The sequence below is a fragment of the Carboxylicivirga mesophila genome (assembly GCF_018271975.1).
Taxonomy (GTDB): domain Bacteria; phylum Bacteroidota; class Bacteroidia; order Bacteroidales; family Marinilabiliaceae; genus Carboxylicivirga; species Carboxylicivirga mesophila.
This window is the reverse complement of sequence record NZ_JAGUCN010000004.1, coordinates 1-25,201: the sequence shown is the minus strand read 5'-3', so window position 1 is coordinate 25,201 and position 25,201 is coordinate 1. Positions and strand designations below refer to the sequence as shown.

General features: G+C 45.7%; 21 protein-coding genes. 2 read left to right on the top strand and 19 right to left on the bottom strand.

The annotated features are described in order from the left end of the window. Positions 1–16: 16 nt before the first annotated feature. From KEM09_RS04845 to KEM09_RS04755, 19 genes are all read right to left on the bottom strand, one after another. Positions 17–1,936: a type IV secretory system conjugative DNA transfer family protein gene (locus KEM09_RS04845; RefSeq protein WP_212226257.1), complete on the bottom strand. Its 1,920-nt coding sequence runs from the start codon at positions 1,934–1,936 to the stop codon at positions 17–19. A 58-nt stretch (positions 1,937–1,994) separates the two neighbouring features. Next, positions 1,995–2,798, bottom strand: coding sequence for a DUF4138 domain-containing protein (locus KEM09_RS04840; protein ID WP_212226256.1), 804 nt, complete (start codon positions 2,796–2,798; stop codon positions 1,995–1,997). Between the two features lies 1 nt (position 2,799). Then, positions 2,800–3,951, bottom strand: coding sequence for a conjugative transposon protein TraM (traM, locus tag KEM09_RS04835; RefSeq protein ID WP_212226255.1), 1,152 nt, complete (start codon positions 3,949–3,951; stop codon positions 2,800–2,802). After that, complete coding sequence (locus KEM09_RS04830; protein WP_212226254.1) at positions 3,935–4,246, bottom strand: hypothetical protein; 312 nt, start codon at positions 4,244–4,246, stop codon at positions 3,935–3,937. The genes traM and KEM09_RS04830 overlap by 17 nt, the downstream gene beginning before the upstream one ends. Positions 4,247–4,269: 23 nt before the next feature. Next, a complete protein-coding gene (traK, locus tag KEM09_RS04825; protein WP_212226252.1) occupies positions 4,270–4,896 on the bottom strand; it encodes a conjugative transposon protein TraK in 627 nt (208 codons plus the stop codon). 138 nt (positions 4,897–5,034) lie between these two features. Beyond that, positions 5,035–5,970 carry a TraJ family protein gene (locus KEM09_RS04820; RefSeq protein ID WP_212226250.1) on the bottom strand — a complete coding sequence of 312 codons (936 nt, stop codon included), beginning with the start codon at positions 5,968–5,970 and terminating at the stop codon, positions 5,035–5,037. Between the two features lie 42 nt (positions 5,971–6,012). Beyond that, positions 6,013–6,726 carry a hypothetical protein gene (locus tag KEM09_RS04815; RefSeq protein WP_212226249.1) on the bottom strand — a complete coding sequence of 238 codons (714 nt, stop codon included), beginning with the start codon at positions 6,724–6,726 and terminating at the stop codon, positions 6,013–6,015. Between the two features lie 10 nt (positions 6,727–6,736). Next, on the bottom strand, positions 6,737–7,387 hold the full coding sequence (locus KEM09_RS04810; protein ID WP_212226247.1) for a hypothetical protein: 651 nt from the start codon (positions 7,385–7,387) through the stop codon (positions 6,737–6,739). Between the two features lie 90 nt (positions 7,388–7,477). Continuing rightward, the gene (locus KEM09_RS04805) at positions 7,478–9,868 is read right to left on the bottom strand and encodes a TraG family conjugative transposon ATPase (RefSeq protein ID WP_212226244.1); all 2,391 of its coding nucleotides are present in this window, start codon (positions 9,866–9,868) and stop codon (positions 7,478–7,480) included. A 14-nt stretch (positions 9,869–9,882) separates the two neighbouring features. Continuing rightward, a complete protein-coding gene (locus KEM09_RS04800) occupies positions 9,883–10,188 on the bottom strand; it encodes a DUF4133 domain-containing protein (protein WP_212226241.1) in 306 nt (101 codons plus the stop codon). Positions 10,189–10,191: 3 nt separating this feature from the next. Then, positions 10,192–10,500 (bottom strand): DUF4134 domain-containing protein, encoded by a 309-nt coding sequence (locus KEM09_RS04795; protein WP_212226230.1) that lies wholly within the window; start codon positions 10,498–10,500, stop codon positions 10,192–10,194. Positions 10,501–10,554: 54 nt separating this feature from the next. After that, positions 10,555–10,977, bottom strand: coding sequence for a hypothetical protein (locus KEM09_RS04790; RefSeq protein ID WP_212226227.1), 423 nt, complete (start codon positions 10,975–10,977; stop codon positions 10,555–10,557). A 603-nt stretch (positions 10,978–11,580) separates the two neighbouring features. After that, entirely contained in the window at positions 11,581–11,889 is a 309-nt protein-coding gene (locus KEM09_RS04785; protein ID WP_212226223.1) for a hypothetical protein, read from the bottom strand. 31 nt (positions 11,890–11,920) lie between these two features. Continuing rightward, entirely contained in the window at positions 11,921–12,586 is a 666-nt protein-coding gene (locus KEM09_RS04780; protein ID WP_212226220.1) for a P-loop NTPase family protein, read from the bottom strand. Then, on the bottom strand, positions 12,570–13,385 hold the full coding sequence (locus KEM09_RS04775; protein ID WP_212226217.1) for a hypothetical protein: 816 nt from the start codon (positions 13,383–13,385) through the stop codon (positions 12,570–12,572). The genes KEM09_RS04780 and KEM09_RS04775 overlap by 17 nt, the downstream gene beginning before the upstream one ends. Continuing rightward, the gene (locus KEM09_RS04770) at positions 13,382–13,717 is read right to left on the bottom strand and encodes a helix-turn-helix domain-containing protein (RefSeq protein WP_212226214.1); all 336 of its coding nucleotides are present in this window, start codon (positions 13,715–13,717) and stop codon (positions 13,382–13,384) included. Before KEM09_RS04770 ends, KEM09_RS04775 begins: the two co-directional genes overlap by 4 nt. Positions 13,718–14,225: 508 nt before the next feature. After that, on the bottom strand, positions 14,226–17,450 hold the full coding sequence (locus KEM09_RS04765) for a glycoside hydrolase family 2 TIM barrel-domain containing protein (protein ID WP_212226212.1): 3,225 nt from the start codon (positions 17,448–17,450) through the stop codon (positions 14,226–14,228). A gap of 42 nt (positions 17,451–17,492) precedes the next feature. Beyond that, positions 17,493–20,789: a DUF5107 domain-containing protein gene (locus tag KEM09_RS04760; protein ID WP_212226203.1), complete on the bottom strand. Its 3,297-nt coding sequence runs from the start codon at positions 20,787–20,789 to the stop codon at positions 17,493–17,495. Positions 20,790–20,923: 134 nt separating this feature from the next. Then, on the bottom strand, positions 20,924–22,315 hold the full coding sequence (locus tag KEM09_RS04755) for a sugar porter family MFS transporter (RefSeq protein ID WP_212226200.1): 1,392 nt from the start codon (positions 22,313–22,315) through the stop codon (positions 20,924–20,926). Positions 22,316–22,455: 140 nt separating this feature from the next. Between KEM09_RS04755 and KEM09_RS04750 the strand changes: the two genes are divergently transcribed. Then, complete coding sequence (locus KEM09_RS04750) at positions 22,456–23,334, top strand: AraC family transcriptional regulator (protein WP_212226186.1); 879 nt, start codon at positions 22,456–22,458, stop codon at positions 23,332–23,334. Between the two features lie 884 nt (positions 23,335–24,218). After that, positions 24,219–25,201, top strand: a 983-nt coding sequence (locus KEM09_RS04745; RefSeq protein ID WP_212226180.1) for an NHL repeat-containing protein, incomplete at its 3' end; no start/stop codon positions are given.

Genomic DNA, 25,201 nt, shown 5'->3' with positions numbered 1-25,201 from the left:
TTAACAATAGTCGGTTTCAACCTGGTGATATCCGCTGCCTGCAGATACTTTGGATATCATTATAGATGCGCAGCCGATTGCCTTCCAGCACCTTCTCTTTATTATCAAAAGCGTAATAATCCGGCATGGCTATTTCTTTTTGGGTATTCACCATCTGTGGCTTGATAAGGGCGTTAAAGCTCTTGCGAGTGATGGGCTGCTCAAAACTATCAGCCACCTGCCCCACCATATAGCCTTGCGGCAAGGTGGCTATCTTCCCTTCCGGCACCAGGTAATCCATCTGTGTGGAGATGGTAGAGGACTGAGTGGCCCGGTTAATGCTTATCGACTGCCGCTCCTGTAAGACTTTACCCATGCGGCTCTGGATGTAACGCGCCGTATCGCCTGTAGCCTGGCCGGAGAATACATTGCCAATGTTGGTCAGGATGGCGTTGGCCGCTTCCTTGCCATAGTCCCTCACCAGCTGATCGATGGTTTGTATGCCCAGTAATGTCGATATCTTATTGCTACGGGCAGTTGCAATGAGTGTGTCCAAGCCTCTGAAATAGATGGTGGGCAGCTCATCAAAGATTAAGGAGGATGGTCGTTGCCCCTTCTTGTTGATGATCTTCAGCATGCGGGTGATAAACAGAGAGAGCACGGCTCCATAGATTTCGATGCGTAAGGGGTTATTGGCCAGGCAAAGCACTTTGGGGGATGCCGGATTATTGATATCCAGGGTAAAATCATTGCCCGAGCAAATCCAGTAGATTTCAGGCGTGATGATTTTGGAGATGGCAATCTTCAGGCTACCCAACTGCCCTTCCAGCTGCTCACTGGCGCCTCGCTGATGGGCATTGATAAAGGGGTTGATGATGTTCACCACATCCTGCTCGGTGGCCATGATATCAAAGAGCTCATCATAGTCCAGCTGCAATAGTTCAATGGCATGAGGCAAAGTGCAGTATCTGCCCTTTTCGTAGCGTTTTAAAAACCAAATTACCGCAGCAAAGAAGGTAACGGCGGATTCGGAAAAGAACTCCCCTTGTTTGCGTATCCATTCGCGGTTCAGGTTATAAAGAATGGTGCGGGATGCTTCAAAGGCATCAATGGGACTATCCATCAGCTCTGGCGCCAGCGGATTACAGCGCTGACTCTTACGGATATCATCCAGGTTAATAACACAAAATTGCGTATGAACCGGCAGGCGTCCATTGACTTTGCCACGCAGGTATTGCGTATAGGCCAAGGCGGACAAATCGGGGTATTTAAAATCATAAACGCACATGGAGAAACCTTTTCGCAGATGTTGCGAGATAAAGGGCTGCACCACGCTATAGGACTTACCTGAGCCCGGCGTACCTATGACCATGCTGGCCCGAAAGGGGTTGACCACATTGATCCAGCCATGACGGGCTTTACAGTTATAAACGTACTCACTTCTTAGGTTCACCGACCATTCGTTGGTCCTCAATGCTTCATCCTGCAGAAAGCTCTCATTGCCCGTATTAAAGCGGTCTTTCATCAGGTTGACACTGATGAGCTTACTGACGTTATCAAAACCTACGTTGACCATCACAAAGGCAATTAGGGAGCTGAGCATATAAACCAATGGCTGCTGAGGCAGTAACCATAAACTCGCCCAGTATATTGTTAAGCCCGATAGAATTTGCAGCACTATCAGCGTTACTTTCAAGTCCGGCTGTTTCTGTGCTTTGGTGCCCATACAGGTGATGAGCAGTACGCCCAGGGTCAATAGCTTGGAAGGAATCAATTGGGAGAGAAAGCTTAATTGCTGCAGCTTTTCAAAGACAAAGTCCAATCCTTTCAAATAAAAGTTTTGCGCCACAAAATAATCCTGACAGGTCAGGTAAAACGATAGCAGTAACAACAGGTAGCTGATAAAGCGAAAGGCTTCATGCAGTCGTATCAATTGTATGCCTTCGGATTGTGACATTTTTTTTGTTTAGATTTAGAGTATTGTGTTCCTTGTGCCTTCTATTTTGCCTTCCTGTTTAAAGTGCTTTCGCCTTGACAATGGCTTTATTGTCAAAGGTGAGGCTCAGGTCACGCCCGGTGTAAGCGGCTGTTTCTTCCTGCAGGAGGACCTCCACTTGTTTGTGTTTGGGGATAGAAAAGCTTTTAAAAACAAATACCACGGTCTTTGCTTCCTGTGGTGTAACCATCAGCTCAGATTCAGAGACACGCCAGGGCTCCAGCAGGTATTTCTGCACATTAGCGGCTTTCTTTGGCTGTCTATTGCGCATCATAAAAACAGGCACATTGGCTTTGTACACCAGGTTGGAGTGGTTCTTTATCGTGATCTTAACAAACAGTAGTTCCTGCCTGACCCTGATATCGTCTAATAGTAATTCTATCCGCTCCTGTTTGCTTGACTTGATGGGCTTTCGACGACTGTTAGAAGCTTGTAATTGTCGCATGCACGCCAGCAATTGATGCAAAGGCATGGTAGTTCCTTGTTGTTCTTGTATCGCATCACCTTTAAAATCGTCCAGATTCAGCTGTAAGGCACATTGCCTGTTGTAGCTCACCTGAAAGGCATAAAGCTCATTGCCGCACACCAGGGTTAACGAACTGGTATCGCTAATGGCAGTCAGGGCTTTGATGCGCACTAGATGGGGATAATCTGCAATGGCTTCGGCCAATAGTTTAGTAGGACTGCCCACCTGCACGTAGCTGACGGCTTCGGGGCAGATGATATGCACCGTTGAGTGCTCCGCCACCTGAATATGGTTTTGTGCGAATGTTTCAAATTGAAGCATAAGGAATAATAGCAATAGCAGTGATAGTTTCATCATCTTAGTTTTTAAGGGATTTATCATTTTTAAGTATCAGGACCGTGTTTTTTCTCAGGTAGACCCGCTTTAGCCTGACCCGCTTAACCATGGTCTTGCTCAGGTCAGCTGCTGCACTAACCCCCAGGTATGACAAGGGATGGTCCGATGGTGACAATAAAACGGATGGGTTCACATCACCGGCCACATCCTTATAGGCCTTGCGCTGCACGTTATCCGGCACGTAAAGCCCTCTGATGCCATCCAGGTCATACGCGCTCAGCTTGACCGGCAGAAACGCATCCCGATAGGGAACGCTGGTAATGACTAGCTGCAAGCGCTCATTCTCTGTTTTGCAAAGGCCATATATCAGGGTGCCTTTTCGAATGGTCTTATCCCCAATAACTGCATCGTTCATCAGCTGCAGCATGACCCGGTTACCGGATAATACCTTGGTATCTTCCACGACCAGGGCTTTGATACCTTGCCTTGACTGTGTCACAGGCTCAAAGCCGCTATTTGTGTTGATTTGCACATCCAACCTGGCCTGAATCTCTACCGCCTGTTTATTGGCAGTCGCCTTTTGAAGCTGATGGTTCAAGGAGTCATTCTGGCGAAGTAAACGTTCGTGCTCCTCTAGTAATTGAGTCAGGGTCTGTTGCTCCATATCGTTTGATATATAGGAACTTCTTCTCGCTTTAGGTGAACCAGTGTATGTCCGATAGGTATCCGACTCTTTTGTCACCGGTTCAGCGTTTGTATTATCCCTTCGCGTTGTTGGACTTTGGGGCATTAGGTGATTTTGGCCTTGCAAGGCTTCCCGGGATTGTGCCTCCTGTTTTTTGACATGTGCCAATAGCACTTCATTGATTTGCTCTTCAGGCATGTTCTCTGTCAATTCTAGAGGATTGAGCACCATGGTCGTGTCAATATCCAACTGGACTGGTTTTACCACCGTTTCTTCCCCTAGTTGCCGGTATGCCTCCTGCTTGTCCATGATGGCAATATCCCTGTTGGCATCGGGCAATTGGTAGTTGGCACCGCTTGAGCTCGCGCTTTGGCTAGTGTCACTCACCGGACTCCCTCCTCCCAGAATATAGAATATCAGTACGATAAAGGGTAAGAGTGCCAATGGCAGGATAAAAAGGGCTTTGTGTTGTTTAATCTGCTTCTTCATGGATTTGCTGGTTTAGTAGTTGCTCAAATGAATCGACGGGCAAGGCAAAGGGGCTTTGGGGCCGTTGGGTGCTGTCATTGCCCAAGGAATCTGCCACCGGCTCTCCGCTTGGGGCCTTCATCAAATGGTGGTTAAGGGACAGGTGGGATTGCATAAATGACAGCACATAGAACATGAATAGGATGCCCAGAATGACCATCCATTTAATCTTTCGCTTTTGCTGACTGAGTCCTTTATCTTGTTCGTCAGCTCTCTGTAACAAGTCCTTGATATATTTCTTAATCTGGTTTTTCATATCCGATAGGTTTGCCTAAGCAACTAAAAATTAGTGCGCCGGGTGGTTTGTAAATCACTGTTATCGTTTATCATCCAGCCTTCGATTAAGAAGCCATGGGTATTGTTATCCGTACGTGATATATTGCGCAATTGACCACTGGTAATGAGTTGCCGGATGGTGGTATTGGACTTACGAACAATCTTCTGCCTGCCATAATAATGGAAGCGATAGGGATAGGTGGAGAAGTCCACCCTGATGGAATCACTCTGCAGCGTCATGCTGATATCCGAAGCAATTACCCGGTTATACAGGTTGTTTTCTTTGAAGGTGCGGTACTGCTTCATGGCACTTTTATCGGCCAGGTAAAGGGCTTCGCGGATATTGTTTTCGATATAGGCTTTGTCAGGCTCCAGAGTGAAGAAGAGCTCATGAAAGCGCTTCACATGGTGACGGGCTTCGGCAGAGCGGTTCTCTGATATATCGGCCCGGAGCGCCAGCAAAAGCGACTGCCCGTTATCCAGCACATAAATTTTCTGGCGCGACTCCTTCACCATTTGAAGCGAAGTGATATAGGTATATAAACCTGCTCCAATGGACAGCATAGTGGTGGCCAGCAGCACATAAACGGTCATTCGAAACTGCCGTTGTATATGGATGAGTTGTTGCATTTTTAGATTAATAGATGTTGACTTTTAATGCTTAACGCAGAGACACTGAGACGCAGAGTTTTTTTATATTACTTTACATCACATTATTAGACATGCTACATTTTATACATCATGTAAATCAATTATTGGCTGTGGTTCCTAACCACGGGTGCCTTTGGAGACCGCCATCATGGCGGCTGTACGCAGCATGCGGCTGCCGCCTGTATTGGTGCCGGAGGCATTGACTATCCAGGTGGCAATCTTGGGTACCATCACCAGGCCACAGATACCACACACCGGCACTATCAGGCCGGACACAAAAAAGAGGGAGGACTGGTACATACCCATGGAGTTAATGAGGTTAATCTCAAAATCCAGCACATATATCAGCAGGTGCTGCGTCAGTGACAGGATAAGCATGGCAATGGGCAGGTAAAGGTTCACATTGACAAAACGGGCTATCCATTGCAGGTAGCTCTCCTGAAAACCATCGAAGATGGAGATGGCAAAGACCAAGGGACCAAAGATGACCAAGAGCACACAGAAGATGGTGCGCAAAAAGGCTATCAGGTAAACCACCACTTCAAAAGCCACTTCTGCAACCTGCCGCAGCCCCTCCATGATGTAATAGCTGATCTGATTGCGCAGCGCCCGTCCACTCAAAATATTATAGGTGGTGAGCAGCACATTGATGCCTTTGTCCCACAGGTCGGCCTCCTTCTCCTGGTTCTCAACAAACAGTGGCAGGTCGGTCATCAGGATGGCGTTCTGCTTCTCCTGCAGCTTTTCTGCCACCAGAGGTTGCTGGCCATTATAGATTTCCTCTGACAGGTGGGTCAGGCCTTGTGTGGGCACCAGCAGCAGCTGGATAAAAGCGCCCCAGAAGGTAATGACCAAGACCAATGCAAAAGGCCTCAGCAAGGGCAATAACACAATGGGATTATCGGCTATCAGCTGCTCAAAAATGCGTTTGGCGATGAATAAAAAGGCGGCGATGCCCCCTATGGCCCGGGCCATATCCACCAGCAGGCGGGCATGGTCAATACCTGTCTGTATCAGGCCGTTGGTAAATTCAAAGAAGTGCTCGATGTTCATGGTAGTGGTCTTTGTAATGATGGTATTTGGAGATATGTTTGCTTACAGTTTCCCCAGGAAACCCAGGTTGGATGGCCATTCTTCATTGCAGTGTTGGCAGGCCCGAATCTTATGTGTTGTGTAATGGATGGTGCCGGTTAATTGCTGCACATTCCGGTTCAGTTCTGCCATGGCTTGCAGCTTATCGCCTTGCCTGGCATCCAGCTGGTTGATCATGAGTAGCTCCTCCAGGTAATGACGGATGTCCTGCTCAAAACCTGCGTGGATAGCCGATGGCGCATCCTGCTGTTTTAAGTCATGCAGGGCCTGGATGGCCTTATCAAAACAGAGGCTGGTCTGGTAGATATCGGGCATAGATACCAAACGACTCTGCCGCATAAAGGCGGCTATCTCTTCATGGGCCATTTGATTGAGCTGAGTTCCTTCAATGGCCTGCAGGCTCTGATACAGCGCGTCCTTATCGATGTTTTTCAATACCATCTTTAATCCGCCATATAGCCCCATATCCAGATAGCTCTTGGCATCTATCACGGGTAATGAAGTCAGGTAGTAGTAATAATGGCTGGGGTAGAGCCGTACAAAAAAGTGCGGTACCGGTGGCAACCAGCCCTTCCAGCTCACAAAGGCCAAGGGGTAGTCATTGTTCATGCGGGGGTAGCGTCCTTTCCATTTCTTGATGGCGAAAGCTCCTTGCCCCATGGCTGCACTCGATATCAATAAAAAGACGATTAGTAGTGGTAGTACTTTGTTTCTCATGACGGATGGTTTAATTGGTTTCGTAGAGGCTGTAGTAAAAGGCAAAGGTTTTCAGGTCGCCCAGCTGGTAGCTTTTCATGTAAGAGGCATACAGGATTTTATTATAGAGGTAGCAGATGGTACCGTAATGACGGTGCACCTGCCGATAGATGCCGTTTATCACATCGTAGCGGGCCTTGTCATCCATCAGAAAGGCTTTATCAATGGTGATGGTATTGAGCACCTCGGTCACCAAGTCACGGCTGTCCGTCAGGATAATATCAAAGGCCTGGAGGATGGCGGCGGCCTGCTGGGGTGTGAAGTTGTGGTCCTGTATCAGCCGGGGCACTTTCTCGGTGTAGATATCCAGTATCTTACTCAGCATCTGACGTGTCTCCTGAATGCGCTTATAATCTTTTATCAGGCCGGACACATTCTCCACGGCATCCAACAGCTCCTGGTCGATGCCCAGCAGCTCACCGGTGAGCCCTTTGATATCACCGTTCAGGGCTTTGATGAGCAGGTTGTACCAGTTCATCTTGCTCAGGATACCTTTTTCCTGTGTCCACAAGGCTTCCCGCTGGATGCCGGCTCCCACATCACTCACGGCCGCCTGGGCATGTAGCTGATGGCTTGCAATGAGTAATACGCTTGTTAGAATAATGGTGTAGATGGTTTTCATGGTTAATGATTTACATGGTTAATGATTTACATGGTTAATAAATAAACAGAGAATCGCAGAGGCAATGAGCTATATTAGAACGGTAATGCTTTATGAGCTTGCTACACTTGCCAGAAACTCAATAAAACTGTCATAATATGGCAGCTGCTGTTTAATGTGTTCCTTCTCTTTTTCTTCGGAGGTATAGCAGTAGTATTCTGCCTGGCTGACTTCCACGGCAAACACACGTGAGTAACTGCCCAGGCCGATAAAGCACTCTTTGAGCTTACGCTTGGTGGGCAGGTTATTATTGACCGACAGGATTTGTTCTTTCTGAAAGGGTGTCAGACCCAGCACCTGGCTGATGGTCTCAAACTTATTGGCAAACTTGCGCATGTCCAGCAGTACCTTGGTGTCGGCATTGTTGATGATGGCATCTTTGATGATGGGGCTGGATATGACATCTTCTATCTCCTGGGTAACGACGATGGCTTCACCAAAGAATTTGCGGATGGTTTTGAAAAAATACTTGATGTAATCGGCCATCTGGGGCGTGGCAATGGCTTTCCAGGCTTCTTCAATGCAGATGACCTTGCGCGTGCCCTTCAGTCGGCGCATCTTCTGCATAAAAATGTCAATGATGATCAATGTGGCCACCGGAAAGATGATGGGATGGTCTTTGATGTTATCCAGTTCAAAAACAATAAAGGGACACTGAAAGAATTCATCGGTCTGCATCTCTTTATTCAGCAGGTAGTCGTACTCGCCTCCCTCATAGTATTTACTCAGGATAAAAAAGAACTCCCCACAGTTGAACATGAGGCCTTTGTCCTTCACCAGTTGGGGTATCCACTGTTGCACAAATTCATAGTAGCTGTTAAAACTGCGCTGCGTGTTATGTACTTTGTAATAGGCAGTAAGCGATTGGGCAATGACGTCCTTATCGATTTCCGATAAATTGGGTTTATAGATGGTATAGAGCACCGACAGGATGGTTTGCTTGCGTTCGGTACTCAATCCATCCGTCAGCACGAAAGGGTTAAAGGAGATGGGGCTTGCTTCCGTGAATTCCACGTGCATGGCGCCTCCTTTGTCTTTCAGGTAGTCATTCAGGTAATGCACCAGCAGTTCGTAGCTACGGCCCACATCCAGCAAGACCACATGGCAACTGTCACTCTCAGCATAGTGGCGCATCAGGTGGTTGGTCAGAAAGGATTTGCCGGAGCCGGAACCGCCGATGATGATTTTATTGCGGTTGTGTATCTGGTATTTTCGCATGGGTTCATCGGAGATGTCCACCTTCACCGGGCAACCATTCTGTCGGTCGGAGAAATGGATGTAAAAAGAAGAATCACTGCTTTTAATGGCCCCTTCAAAGTTTAAAAAGCAACAGGCCTCCCCTGTTTGCATCAGCATCAGCTCGGTCTCAGGCAGCTGGGTGCTGCCGGGCATATTGGCCCAGTGCATCAAGGGCAGGTCAAAGCTATGGCGATAGGGCAAACAATTCATCTGTGAGAAAGCGGTGCCGGCTTCGCTGCGTTTTTCCTTCAAGCCCTGCAAAGACTCATCAAAGAGCAGTAGATTGGCATGCACCTGCACAATAGGCTCACCCCCTTGTTGCACTTGTTCCAGAAACTGACTGATGAGCTCGGCATTGAGCTTATTCTCTGTCGAAAACTTGCTGAGCGAATAGATTTTCTTACGGGCCGCTTCCAATTGGGCTTTGATGGCAGTTTGAGGGCCTTTGTAAATGAAACAGTTGGTGATGTGTGAAAAGGGCAAGCCAAAACTAATGGGATAAACCATGGAGACAGGGAGCCGGGTGCCCTCATGGGCAGAGGCAAAACTAACCTCTGAGGGTACATGATTATAGTCACTTAGGCTATAACACTCCACGAAGTGGTTCATCACTTTCAGGTGATCCCGAAAATCCAGGTTCCCCAGCATGTGGGTTGGCTTCTGAAAATTCATGCCCAGGTAGTTTTGCATTAGGTTACAAAGGTCGCTTTGGCTAAGGCATTGACTTGGTATACCGCCCTGCCTGAGCTGGGCCACCACGTTGTCCCGGATTTCTTCCAGCTGGTCGGTTTGTTGTCGGGCGTTCTGTCTGACTCTTCCCGGCTGAATCAAACTGGAGCCCAGAAAAGTCTTCAATAGTCCTGTATTCAAAAGGCTGATAAACAGGTAGGCTTTATGTTCCAGGCAGCTCCTGCCTTTAAAATGCTTCAGGTAGGATTGGCTGAGAAAGGATTGCGCTTCATCCTGACATTGATAGGCCTGCTCAATAAAATAATCCTGCCGGTGCAGAAGCGTACCGGCCGGTAACATGGCCAACAATCGCCGAAAGGTATCGTGCAGCTTGCTTAAATCGGACTCACTGCAGGCCAATAGCTCGGGTAATTGTAGTTCCAAACCAATGGTCATATCCAGGTTGGTTGATAAGAGGATATCACCATCAAACCCTAAAACAGGAAGCGTCTCACTAATACTTTTGACTTTCATTTGCAGTGATTTGATTAAAACAGCTGTTTGATTTCTTGTTTAATGCTGATAAAGGCCGGTAGTTGTCTGGCGATCTGCCTTTTCTGATAGCCGTCCGGTCCCAGTGTCTGTTGTAGCTTATTGAGTCGGTACAACGCCACTAGTAAAAGGGGCACGACCAGTAAAGCGATAAAAGGGCTGGTCAGCAGGTAGAGCCCGACAAATACACCCAGGGCTATCAGGATGGCATACATGGCTTTATACACAAGCACACCACTAAAGCCTTTGACATAGATGCGGGTATCTACCTTGCTGATGCGATAGACTGGCTTGCCCTTCATATCCTAGCCAAAGAAGGCCCGTATCACCACGCCCACTAATATCAGAAAGAGACAGGCGCCAAACCAGCCCATCAGGGCTTTCTGAGTATCCTGATCGCCACTCTGCCATTTGATGTAGACGCGGATGCCTCCTATCAGTCCCACGACAGCTCCAATGGCGATAATGAGGTTGGCAATGGGGTCAACGTAAGATTGGACTTCGGAGGTGGCCTGGTCGATGCCTTGTGCCGATTGGGCCAATGTGGCGGTGATGCGCAGGGCAAGCAGCCCGGCTATCAACAGGCTTCTTCTGAGATTACTTAGTTGTTTCATAAGGCGTTTATGATTTGTGATGTTGTTTATTCTGTTAGAGAGATGGGGGATTCGTTAGCTCTGCTGTAGCTCGTATTCGATGTTGCTGAGAAAGGTGTCCTTATCTTCCAGTTGCGAGCCCTGGAGCACATCCAACACGTAGCCGCTAAAGTCAGGCTCCTCGTTCATAATCACCTGGAGGCTATCCTCATCCCTCAGCTCATAATGAGCGGGTGCCGATGGGTAGTCGCTTGCCCTAATGGCTCTGGGCTGTGCCATATGATGCACTTGATGCGCTTCTGCTTCAAAGCTGGTCTCTTGTGGTTGGTTACCTTTCTTCAAAGCCAGATAAAGCACTATGACCAGGTAATAACCGGTCAAACAGAGTAGGATGCCTTTGGCAAACTGCCAGTGGGTGATGTCTTCTAATCCAAACATGGGCTGTGCGTTAGTAAATCGTTGTTTGCAATGGTCCGATTCTGCTTTCAGAACAACCATGATACAAAGTTTCAACCCTGGATTGAATAAACTTGACAACTTGCTAACAGGTTGATAGAAATTCTTTTCTATTGATATGGATTGGGGCATTTTGATATCGCGTAAGCCACTTTATAAATAGGGATTGGTGTCATTTGCAAAAGGAAATTCTGGCAGTGAGCAATAATTGATGGGCATGACCTCATTCGGTGGGAAACTTAGGTGGATTATTTTCGCTTCTTCGGTGAAATGAAACGTAGCACACCATTTTTGCTAAAATCCACCTGTGTTTCACCCGTTTGATCAGCCAATAGCAGGCGCATCAATTTTGTGGTGCCAAGAATCGCTTTTGCACATCACACCTCCCGTAATACCTTTGCGGGCGCGATATCTGATGTCATGGCTTAAAAAACGGCATCACTGTCTATCAGCTGCTAATACGGACCTGTTTGTCAAAGCGATGAGCTGAGTATGGTTAGGATGGGTCTAAGGCAAACTCAGCGAGTCGGTGAGACTATCAGGCTATTATGCCTAAAAGGGCGCTTTGGGGAATGATGGCTGCTATTGAATTAAACAGATGGCTACTATTGTGCTGGCTTTTCTCAATGGGCCCGGGGCATTGGCTTACAAAAGGATGCCTTCATTGGTGACCTTTTGATAGATAGGGGTATTCTTAAGTTGTTGGTGCCACTTGTCTTTGGCATAGATATAGATGGAAAAGTTGTAAGTGCTGGCCAGCTCCAGCTGGTAACAGGCTTTGAAGTAGGATTGTTCTGTTTCAAAGGTCACTTTACCGGCAGTCAGTACATAAATCTGAATGGCTTCCTCATGGCGCTTCCCTTGTGGAAACAACAGCATAATTTCTGCTGTCTCATCAATGGATTGGATGTGTTTTTTTACCAGTTCTGTAAAATCCGCTTCCTGCTTATTCATGCCGTAAAATTAATCAGGATTTTTTAATTTTTCATTGCCGCTTATCACCCGAGCTACGGTCGAAGCTAACCAGGTTAAACATCTCCCGCATACGACTGCGTAGGCGGTTGCCATACAGCCCTTCGAGCTCTGAAGCAGACAGGTTGGTAGTCAGATGGGTCATCATCTTTTTCTGGACAAAATGGTCGTAGCGGCTGAGCAGTATCTCACCCATCACATTGCACTCATTGCCAAAATAATGAACGGGCCGTTCAATGCCGATATCATCAAAGCAATAGGTTTTGGGTTGATAGCAACCAAACTGAAACTGGTAAGAGCCCTCGGTGTATTTGTGCAGCACCTGGTAGCCCTGCCGTATAAAGCTAAAAGAAAGATGTCGGGCGGATAGCATCGTAAAGCGCTGCCTGGGCGGAAAAAAGTAATTGACCAGTTGCATCAGGCTGGTCTTGCCACAACCAACGGGACCGGATACGAGCAAGCCTTTATCGGGATTCAGGCCCTGTTTTGCCATATTATCCTTATCCCCAATGGCATAAATCAGCAGTTTATACAGGATGGGGTGATCTTTCTCCTGCAAGCTAAAATGAGCACCATAGCGTTGCTTACCTGCAGCTTCTATCCAGGCCAATGAGGCCGAAAAGCTATAGTGTATCCAGCCATCTTGTTGCCACCGGATGGTATTAGAGGGGTTCGCCATAGTCTTTATCGTTTAAGGTAGCCAGTGGATTATCTCTCCCAACAGCATGATTGCGTTGGTATTTATTCCTATTCAGGAGCCAGTTACGCACAGCCGCCTTCCAGTCCTTCATGGGGCTTTTGCCTCCTACCCGCCAGCCATTGGACTCGAAATGGTTGAAAAAGCGCTGCGCTTCTTCAACCGGGCCTTCACGGCTTTGAAAATAATTTTCCAGTTCCTCCAGGGTGGGTTTCTGAAAGCGCTGTCTTTTTTCGCCAGCGGCATTCCTGGTTGACTGCACTTCGTTATCGATTGGTGCGGGGTGAGCATCGCGTGCGTGCTCATTAAGGTTTTCTAGTGTTTTCTGATTGTTTATAGTGTTTAATACTGTATTATTAGTGTTTATTTTAATGGCTTCACTAGTTGTAGCACTGCTTATTCCAGTGGATGAATCACTACTTGTTCCAGTGCTACCAGCACCAGATGTTGCAGTAGAAGTTGCACTGCATGTTTCACCACTTGTAGCACTATTGCAACATGCTATGATTGTCACACAGGAAGCCTTGTACATGCTTTTGGAGGGCTGGTAAGAGATATAGCCCCACTCATCCAGCTCATGCAAGGTCAGGTGGTAGTATCTCATGGAGCCTATTTTGGATAAGGGCATCAGTTCGCCACGCGCAAAATAGATGGTTTCCGGGAATTTGAATTTATTCCACAGAAAGAACAGCGCCATATACATGCTGATATGACGCGGTATGATGCGCTTATCCGATGTGAAACTCTCCAAGACCTGATTCAGGTGCCGGATGTAGTTCATCGCTCAAAACGAGTTAGGGCGGTGACTTTGTTTTTGCTGATCATCTTCTGGATGTCTTTGATTTCGTAAAAGATGGTGCCGCCTACTTTGGTGTATGGCAGACTGCCATTGTCGCGCAGGTTCTGCAATGTACCGGGTGAGATGCCCAACAGCTCCCTCACTTCGGCGCTTTTTATCCACTTCTTGGTGGGTGTGAGGTTGTCAGCTACAATCTTGCTGAGCTGTTGCAACAGGTCCTCTTTGAAGTCTTTTAAATCGCCGATGGTGACTATCTGGTCACGGAAAATTTTTTCACGCCCATAGCTGACGTCGCGTTCTGATTTGAGTGTCATAACAATTTGATTTGGTTCAAAATGAATGCAGCTAAGTTCAGAAGGTCTTTTGAACTTATTTGACAACTTGATAAGAGGTTACGTTGTTTTTTTTCTATTGCTAATACGAAAATTTCTCACACCACCATACTCTTCAGTTTCATCTGCAACGGTTACTAAGCCCTTTTCACCTTAGCCACATGTTCTGCTATATGAATAGGCTTGATTCACGCGAAAATTTCCAATTCTAACATTATTGTTGTTTTTATCTTCATCTCATTACGACAATGTTCAAATAAGGGTAAACTAAATCGGGGTCTATCGATTATTAAAAACCAATAGCCCCCGAAGAAAACCATCCTATTGTTGACCAATGAGCAATAAACCACACTACTCATCTTAATTCTATTATCAACACACGTAGCACAGGCGAGCAGCCGTAGCAAAGCCCATTGCACCAAACAAGGCACATGTGGCTGCGTGCAACAGGCTTATTGTTGTGCAGTGATAAGCCTCAGTTAATACGCCCTTATTCCTTTACCAACACAAGCTTGGTAATCATTAAGTTGGGCCCCGTTTCAGCGTTCGACTTCAACACCAATTTACCATCATTGCTATCTTCGCGCATAACATGAAACTGCACCCATTGCCCTTTGCCTGCATGTTTCTCCAGTTTAACCTTACGCCCCTCAAACTCCACAATTCCGCCTCGGTTTAACTTGTTCCAATCGTGAAAATGCACATACAAAGTTCCCAGTATACCACCAGGCACATCAATTTGCACTTCCATCTGAGCACCATACCATGCTGCGCCATCGTTATCTTTCCAAACACCACCGGCCTCAACCGCATAATCTGTATGATCAGCCATCTTCACCTCATCGGCCTCTTTTGTCCATTTCGAATCAACATCCTTGTCGGTCACCTTTGCAGCTGCATTGACATACAATATTGCATTGTCAAACTCTTTGGGCAGTTTGGCGGCTTTTGCTTTGGGCACATGCGGCAGCAGCTGCTGAAGCCATTTGTAGCTCACCTCCTGCGACGGACTAAATTCAGGTGTATTCATGTAGTCAAGCAATGATTGCTTTAGCTGTCTGGCCACAGGCTGCGACGCATTTAGGTTATAACCACACACCATTAAAGAGCCCTGTCCCACCTTTAGTTCGAAGATGGAACCAACTTTGTTATTGCGATGAAAATCGTCAACGGGTTGTGCGATTGGCTTATAGGCCTTAGGCAGCTCATTTAAAATAAACCCTTTTGAATCATTGCTGATTGTTTCCCACTGCCAGTCGGAATGATAGGAAGTGGGAAATGATGCAAAAGCAGGGTGATTATTTTGCACAAGCAGACCAATATTTGTTTTGCCTTGCCCCGGGAAAAAAGTTAAGGACCAATACAGGGGATAAAAGCCGGCGTTTACAGAGTTCTCAGTCACACCCAGCTCATTGGCTATCAGCAGCACCTTCTCTCCTTTTTCAAGCATGCTTTTGACGGTGTCATCAAGCGTCTCCGTTACATACACGTCGCCTGTCTGTTTTTCTGGCACACTCTTAGGGTACACCCATATGTCCCAGCCGTTCTGAAACTCTGTTCCCTCTAATCTGATGCACACAGTCAGCTTATCAGCCTTGTCACATCCATCCAGGTCGATATTAATTTTTCCCAAATCGGTTAATGAGCCCATAGGAAATTGTTTACCCTTAAACACTCCCGCCTGTACCATCTGACCTGATGAGTTTTTAACTTCCCATATACAATCAGCCAACAGCTCCGCGTTGCCAAAGTGAGCCAACTGAGCACTTGCCTCAAAACGTTCATCGGCCGACCAAACAAACTTCTTCATCCGCAACAAGGGAACGGTGGTATTAAAATGTTCCCTGAACTTTTTGGGGGTAACAATGCCTTTGCTTTCCCAGTGTGCATCCAGCCAACCAATAAGAGCTTCACCCTGTCCCTGATAATCCTGCATGCTTAGTAGCTGAACACCGGCACAGCTTTTTGTGCGCAAAAACGATTCTGTTTCATATTTATACAATATCTGGTTTAATGCACCGGAAGCCATTGCAAAGTCATAATCCTGATCTACAATGCCATTTTCCTCCGCCTGTTCTCTGAATTCCATGAAATTCCTAGCTTTCAGCACACCCGTGTATTTTTCAATTTCTGTCCATTGCGGATAAACAGGCCATTGACCAATTTCATGGGCAATAATGGGAATATTCATTTTCGAATACACTTTCTCAAAATCCCAATCTGTATGAGCACCCTTCAGGCCTCGTGTGCCCCCAACACCTTGTATGTAGTGCGTTGCACAGTAATCATCCACGTCAGTTATTGTTCTGGCAGTTGAAACCGCATACAACCGTCTGTTGTCATTCTTTTTCAACTCGGCAACCCACTGGCTCATTGCTTCAAAATCTGAATTACCCAGTTCATTGCCAATGCAAAACATTGTAAAGGATGGATGATTGCCATATACGTCGACCACGCGATTCATTTCTGCCACAACAAAACTATCACGCACACTATCATGCCCAAGTCCCTTTGGAAAGCCTTTGGTGTTCATTTCGGGGCGTCCTTCTTTAGTCATATCAACACTCATCCACCAATCTATCCATATAGATGCCTCGGCCTGCAGATAGATACCTACCCGGTTAGCCGCCTTAAAGGCAGCCTCAGGCGGACACCACGAATGGAAGCGTGCGTGATTCAATCCGTATTCCTTATATATTCTGAATATTCTTATCCAGTCGTCCAGGTCAGATGATGCATATCCTTTAAGTGGAAAATGAACACAATCGAGATTGCCCCTCAAAAAGACAGGGTTTCCGTTAACCAGCACATGTGTGCCGTTATGACTTATCTCGCAGTAACCAAACTCTGTCTCAAACGATCCTTTCTCCTTACCTGCTTTCAAATCAAGTTGCAATACATAGGTCTCAGGCGTAAACTCGCTCCATTTAGTCAGCTTATTGGCCACATCCACATCAATATCAAATCCGTTGGCGCCTTTGGTAAAATTACACGCTGCCTCACCAGTGATAAGGGCTTCTCCCGTGCTCACCGATCGAATCTCATACGTCATAGTCCCTGAGGTGTTTAGAGCTGACTGCACCTGCACCTTTATATTTAGATTGTGCTGTGTGATATCAGAATAGGTATCAGCGGCATCGATCCGGACCTGGTCACTGGCGCTTAATTCCATCCTGCCAGTCATCCCGTTCCAGATGCTTTGCGTGTACTCGCCGTAAGCGTGCCCTTTATCACCAATATTGAAGATCATCTCGTTATCCACCATAACTGTCAGCTCATGCCGCCCCGGAGATATGGCACCCAGTTCATGGATGTGTGGGGTGCCCAAGGCATCCTGCACACTCAGCTCCCGACCATCCACCAATACTCTGGACTGCCATAATACCCGCTCAAGAGTCAAGGTTAGCCTCTTACCTTTCCATGATTTAGGTATATCTACCGTACGCGTGTACCAGGCCTTGCCAATATACTTGTATTCGGGTGTAAGCACCCCATAATCCGATCCTACTGTTTTTTCACCATATCCGTTTTCAGCCAGAGAGCCTGGCAAAGGTATTGTGCCGCTCTTTTTAAACGTATTATCTGTCTGTTTGAAGATGACATTTTCGGTATCAAGTTCAACATTCCAGGTCCCCTGCAAGTCGATGCTATACTGACCGTATATATTACCAACTAGCAGGAAACTAACAAATAGCATTACTATTTTACTGTTCATTGTGCTGTATTTAATTTTTTTTAATTGCATCGAATAAGTATCCTAAATAAATGTTTTGACGTGTATTAATGCGCCTGGATGTGTAACATTGCCGCTTAACACCTTCTCAAAGGCAGCATTGGCTTTGTGCTTCTCTCCAAGTCCCAGGTAGCCCAAACCCATTAAATAATAGCAATGCTGTTCATGGCGTTCCTGCAACACATCTTCAAATATCAAGAGGTCGGGCAGCGATACCGCAAAGTAATCCATGGCAAATGGCACAAACAAGTTTTTCTCGCCATACTTAAGAAGTTTATTAAATCGGCCTCTGCCCCTTTTCTCATCTCCCAGTTTTAGGAGTGCGAGTCCCTGATAAAAAATCTTATCGGGCTGTTGATCGTTGTAATACATTGCAACTGAGGGTTCGGATAACCCTGTTGAAGCAGCCTCCCAGGCTTCTTTTGCTTTTTCATGCTCCCCCAACATTTCATAGGTGCAACCCATCCAATAATCAATATCATTCTCCTGTGTACCGGGTAACTTTCCTTCACCCAGGTTGAACGGGTAGATACGGGCTGCCTCCAGATGCCTGATAGCCTCACTGGCATTTCCTTTAGAAATCTCTTCTTTGGCAATTTCGATATGGCTCATCACAAACTGCCCGGTAACCTTACCTTCACCACCTTCCCAGGGGTGAAACTGGCGACTCGAAATCAACTCCAGGGTCTTATGGTGCTCCCCAAGTAAGTTGTACAGCGTGGCCCTTTCGAGGTATAAGTCATCTCTCTCAAGTACCAACTGCGGATATGCTTCAAGCTTCTGCAAGCGCTCTTCAGGTGATAAATTCAGCTTTTTGCACAACTGATCCAATTCCATGAATACACGCGCATCGCTTGTATCCAGTTCAAAAGCTTTGTCTAAGGAATCCAGAGCCTGCTGACTGTTATTCTGCTTATTAAAATATGCCAATGCCAGGTTACGATGTACGGTTGGAAACGTTGCATCCAGACTACGTGACTTCTCCCAGCATTGAATGGCCTCGTTGTACTGACGTCCGGCATACCAGTAATTACCCATGTAGTAGTAGGCTTTCGCATCCTCAGGATGGATACATACTGCTTGTTGCAATGCCATTAACTCTTCAGGCCTGTTAGGGAAGCAAAAATCGGCTTTGGCATTACGGGCTGCTTCAAACGCTGCTTTAGCTTCAGCTGTGTTGCCTGCATTCATCAGGTAATAGCCCTTAAAGTAAGAGGCTATCGGGTAGATGTCGCCCTTGCATGCCTCAATATACATCGAAATAAAGGCATTGGCTTCCTGCCACCTGCCGGCCATGGCATAATCCAAAGAAAACTCAATAAAGTTATGAACATTACCGCGCATCAGTATATGCAGCTGTTCTAATACGGAGCTGTCATCCAACAACAGGTATTTTTCATAGATTGCCCCAAAGTTAAACTGGTCCAAGGCCAATGATTCCTCCACTGTTCTCAGGGCCTCCTCCTGCCTGTTCAACAAACGCAGCAACACAATTTTCAGATGACGTGCTTTCTGGTTGAGCCAATTGCGCCACAGCGACCGGTCAGTTAACTCCAGAGCTTTGACATAATCGTCTCTCTCTGAGTCGATGAGAGCTGCATTAAAAAAGCCACTGTCCTGCCATGCTCCGTTCCACGCTGACTTAAAAAAGGCGCCATAAGCCTCCTCCTGCTGGCCTAGCATACGCAGGCAATAACCTAAATGATAGTAGGGCTCTCCATCATACGGATTAGGATTTCGTTCTGTAAGCGTTGCAATAGCCCTTCTGAAATAGGGCTCTGCCTTGGCAAACTGCCCCCTTCGCATCAGCCATAGTCCCATGGCATTATTACAACGCACATCACCCGGCTCTCTTCTCAGAGCTTCCTGGTAATAGTCAAGTGGACTGTAGGTGGCATGACGGTATTGTTCGAGGTGCAGTCCTCTCAGAAATAATTGTTCAACGGATTGAATATCCTTCGGCTCTTTTGACGGTTTTGCCGGATCCGGGATGGGCTTAAGCTCTTCCTGCTCAGGCTCCCATTCCACAAGTACCCGCCCGTAATGGTCCCGCACACAAACATGTAGGCCAGGCACTATATCCATTGCTTCGAGCGTACGTTCATAGCCCCTGTCGGGTGACAAGTCCAGTGTTTCCTGTAACACCGGCTCTTTATCTTTTATAAGAGTGATAGACGCCCCCTGGTACTCACCTGTCACATACACCTGCAGGCGTGTCTTTCCATCCTTTGTTTCAAGATTCAGCAACGCTTCTTTGGTCGCATTTTTGACCACACCCAAATCACGGTATGGCATAAAATATTGGTTGAAGCTCTTCTCTTCATATGGTTGCAACCACGAGAAATCGGGTTGATTGTCTGTGTAAACCCCACACATCAGCTCAATATAAGGCCCATCTTCATCGGTCAGGTTGCGATCCCAGGCCTGTCCGAAGTCGCCATTGCCCCAGGTCCACTGTTTTTTGCCGGGCGACACATGATGGTCGGCCACATGAAGCAACCCGCCCTGGGTATCATTTTCATATCCTCCAACAAAATCATATTTGGAAGCAATGGCCATATAACTGGTGGGGACAGGTATATTTTTGTAGCGCGAAATATCAACTCCTTCCGAATAATCGACTTTATAATAGGTACCTGTTGCAATTGGGAAACTGGATACATCCCGTTTGCCATGATCAAACACCGCATCCACGTCAGGAGGAAAAACAGACTGATAATCATCATTGACTTTAACAGCCGGATTTGCCCACCAGAGGAATGATTGAGGATGCGCAGTGCGGTTATACAATTTAACTTTTATTTCGAGATAGGCCCTATCGGGATACAAAGTAAATCCCGCCATGCCTTTGGTCCGAAACATCCGTTCCACTTCGCTGCACCACACTGTAACACTGCCATCGGCATTGTTTTCAATGCATGAATCTACAGGTTCATAAGTGGACGGGCGATGATGCTGTGGCCAATTGAATTCAATACCTCCTGATATCCATGGACCTGTTAAGCCCACCAGGGCCGGTTTGATAACCTGGTTATAATACACAAAATGACGCTGCTTAATTTTATCATAAGCCATCTGCACGCGCCCACCAAGCTCTGGCAGTATCATTATCTTCAGGTATTTATTCTCCAGATAAACAGCATTCCATTCTTTATCAACCTTAGTATCTTCAATCTTCTCGATAACCGGGTAAGGATATACAACTCCGCTACTTCCCTGATATACCCTTTTCTCAAGAAATATCGGATTCTTTTCTGGTTGCCCCACTTCGTAGGTTGGGATAATTATTTTCTGGCTCCAGGCCTTAACTATACTATTCATCTTCAAATTTATATTGTCTTACATACAGTTGCACAACCAGATATATGGCCAATCGGACCAACTGCACATAGTTAAACACACTAAATAATTACGGTTGTAAGCGTACTGGTTAAAAACACGAAATCGAACGCGACTTACTTAACCAATTCCTCTTCTAATTCTTCCAAGGTTTTTCCTTTTGTTTCAGGCAGTTTCCGATAGATAAACACCCACCCGGCCACACATATCAGCCCATATAACCAGAAGGTTCCATATGCGCCAAGCCATCTATTGAGTATCGGAAATGTATAGGTCAACAGAAAACTGGCTAACCAGAGCGAAACAGTAGCCACCGCCATTGCGGCTCCTCTTATTTTATTGGGGAATATTTCTGACAAAACCACCCAGGTTATGGGGGCCAATGACATGGCATAACAGGCGATGGCCGCCACAACCAACAGAAGTAATGGCCATCCAATAATATTAAAGTAATAAGCCACACCAATCAACAGATAGATACCGGCCAATCCGCCGGCACCGGCCAACATTAGAACACGCCGACCAAATAAATCGACCGTGTAAATAGCCAGAAATGTAAATATAAGGTTGACACTGCCTGTCACCACAATATTGAATAAAATTTCGGACACACCATACCCTGCCGCGGCAAACACCTCCTGGGCATAATTAAATATGACATTGATGCCGCACCATTGCTGAAAAGCAGCGAGCACCACCCCTATCAACAGCACGTTCTTCAGCCGAGGCTGAACAAGCGTTCGCCAACTTATTTTATCACTATCGGCATCAAGGCTAGAAACAATATTCTGGTACTCGGTTCGGGCATAGTTTTGCCCTCCTATATTCGCCAAGATGCCTTTAACCTGCTGTTCATTGCCTGCTCTTGCCAGCCAACGGGGACTTTCAGGCACAAAAAACAATAAAATGAGAAACAAACCGGCCGGTATAAGCTCTGCCCAAAACATCCATCGCCAACCAACCTGTCCATTCCAGGAAGCAAGAATAGCTGAACTATCGGCATTCAGGGGCACAGGCTCTGCTATCTGCCAGTTAACAAGCTGAGCAGCCAAAATACCGACCACAATAGTTAGCTGATTGAGAGACACAAATCTACCCCGCAAATGAGCCGGCGAAACCTCAGCTATATACATTGGCGATAAATTGGAAGCCAGGCCAATGGCTATTCCACCAACAATACGATAAAACACAAATAAGCTAAATTGACTGGTGGCACCGGTTCCGATAGCAGACAAAGCAAACAGAAATGCAGAAGTCAGCAACAGGCGTTTACGCCCAAGCCTGTCGCTCAACACCCCCGACGTTATAGCTCCCAGTAAACAACCAATTAATGCACAACTCATGGCCCACCCCTGTAGAGAGGTCGAATCAGAGATATTAAAATACAGCTCATAAAATGGTTTAGCACCACCTATTACAACCCAATCATAGCCGAAAAGTAAGCCTCCCATGGCCGAAACCATGGATATAGCGAAAATGTATTTTATATTGTAATTAACCGAATTCATCTTTGTGCTGTTATTTAGTTTTTTCTATTGCTTCTGACATAGACAAAAAAACTAATAGCAACCGGGCTTTAAAATGGATTTCACTACTAAATACATGGACTATTTTATTACTTTCGCCAATACACTTATTATTCCCTGTGATGATCAAAAAAGAAGGCTTTGACGGCGAACGTACTTTTGTTATTCCAGACCACATTATTGAGCTCATTAAAGAGGAGCCTCATAACGGCCAGCTATACATTACGGATATAGGATTCTATCCCAAAGCGAGCAACCACTATCGCTGTCGTCAACAAGGCTGCAGCCAGTATATTCTGATATATTGTACTGAAGGTGGCGGATGGGTATCTGTAGATGGCATAAAGGTGACGCTCACGGCCAACCAGTACTATATAATACCTCCCCGAAAAGCGCATTCATATGCAGCTAACAACGATAATCCATGGACAATATATTGGATTCACTACAATGGACGTATTGCCCATCATTTTTCAAACAACAGCAGGTCTGCCCAAAACATCCTCCCCTCTTCATACGACAGAATAAAAGACCGGCTGCGCCTGTTTAGTGAAATATTTGCCAACATTGAGATGGGATTTAGTCCTGACAACATCAATTATGCCAACATCTGCTTGTGGTATCTGCTTGGCTCTTTTCGCTACCTGAGCCAGTTCAGGCAAATAAGCAACGAAGAAAGCACTAACATGATTGATCGTTCTATTATATATATGCGTCAGCACCTTGGTGACAAACTTACCCTGGATAAGCTGGCAAAAAACGTTGGGCTGTCGGCCTCCCACTACTCCTATGCTTTTAAGAAAAACACCGGTAAACCGCCACTTGACTACTTCATCCACCTACGCATACAACAGGCCTGCCACCTGCTCGACCATAGTGATTTACAAATCAAGGAAATTGCTTTAAAAGTTGGTTACGAGGATGCTTTTTACTTTTCCCGAATATTTAAGAAAGTTATGAATATGTCACCCAAAGCTTATAAAACAGAGTTGAAAGGTTAACAGGTAAGATGAATCACTCGATAATCAGCTAAAAACCCTTTCTGCACAACTTCCATGGCTATTTCCTACCATTTTTGAAGGACTAAACTTTTTATAATCAGCAGTATTTACAAGGCCTTTTGATGTTTGTATCAAGCCAAAAAAAGAGTATACTTGCAAAATGTTTTTATGGCGCTCCAACATATCCTCGGTTTTGTTACTGCTGTACGGCATTGTATTTTCATACAATGTAATACCCCATAACCATCAGCCGGTTGCACTTGATACAACCATAGCATGCTGCGATGCTATCGATGCGCTAAACGACCTGTTATTCAAACACCATGCTTGCTCTCACCTGGAGCATGAACATGAAAAACATGATTGTAAAACTTGTTTTTTTTCAATCAGTTCGGTCAACAATGAAGCAGAGGATAAACCTTCGCTCTTTTTTGTAAATCATAGTCCAGCCAGAAAGTTTGTTATCAAAAAAACTATCGGATACGCGGCTGCTATCAACAAAAAAGTACCGCCTGAGAGGTTTCGTAATACCACTTCACTTCGGGCCCCTCCATATTCAATTTAATGCATTACGCACCATAACACGCCGGTGCCGGGTCTATTATGTACCGGTCCGGATTTACTGTGCCCTCGCAACAGAGCATGCATTAAATACCTATTATGCATCAGAACTTGGTATTAAACGGTAAAGCACAATACAACTAAGCTTTAGCAACAAAAGTCATAACATTGCTCTGACAAGTTAAAGCGAAGCAAACAGGTATCGTGTATAAAATCAATGTACACCAGATTTTCAGATGCACATGCTGGAAAATAAATTGACAGTAAAACGATTTGTTTTTTTGGCATTAGAGCCATATTACCATTTATTAAAAATATACAATATGAAACACATTATATACCCTCGTCATATTTTCAGAATATCACTTATTATCACCTTGCTTTTCACTACAAATAGCCTTTTTGCTCAGGTTACTGAAGTTGTTAATGGATTCGGCAAGCCTACACGGATTATTTTTATTGAAAATGAACTATATATTGCAGATGCTGATAATGATAAAGTTTCCAAAATTGATATTGACAGTCCTAATCCGGTTATAACCGATATCTTAGGAGTTTTTAAACCATGGGGACTTGCATATAGAGGAAATGAATTATACATAGCCGATGCTTCTCAATTTAAAGTCATCAAGATGGACTTAAGCATCTCCACTCCAAATGCCACTGAAATTATGAGCTTTGGAAGTGCGACAGAACCTGATGGTCTGGTTCTTATCAATGACATACTTTATATCGCACTCTATCAAGGAAATAAAGTAGTTAAAATCAACCTTAATGACCCAACGCCGGTTGCTACAGATGTTAAGACTGGTTTATCAGGACCTGCCGGATTAGCATTCAGAGATGATGAATTATATATTGCTCAGTATGACAACGGAACTATAATCAAAATTACCACTACCAATCCTTCTGCTGATGCCGTTACCATAGCCAGTGGCTTAGGTTATTTAGAAGATATACATTTCATAGGAGATGAACTGTATATTGCACGCTATGAGCATAACAAAGTTTCCAAGATTGATGTAACACAAACGAATCCTGATGTAATTGATGTTATAAGCTACCTGTCACTACCCTTAGGTATTGCTCACAATGGAAACGATCTGTATATTTCAAAGGAAGACGGCAAAATAGTGAAGCTTAATCTTGTATCAACAGACGTTGAGGATGTGACATCGCCCAATACCATTAGTGTTTACCCGAACCCTGCGACAGAGCTTATTCAGATTTCAGGCATTAACAACAAATTAGCTTACAAACTGTATGATATTCTAGGCAAGGAATTGAAAAACGGAATCATTTCACA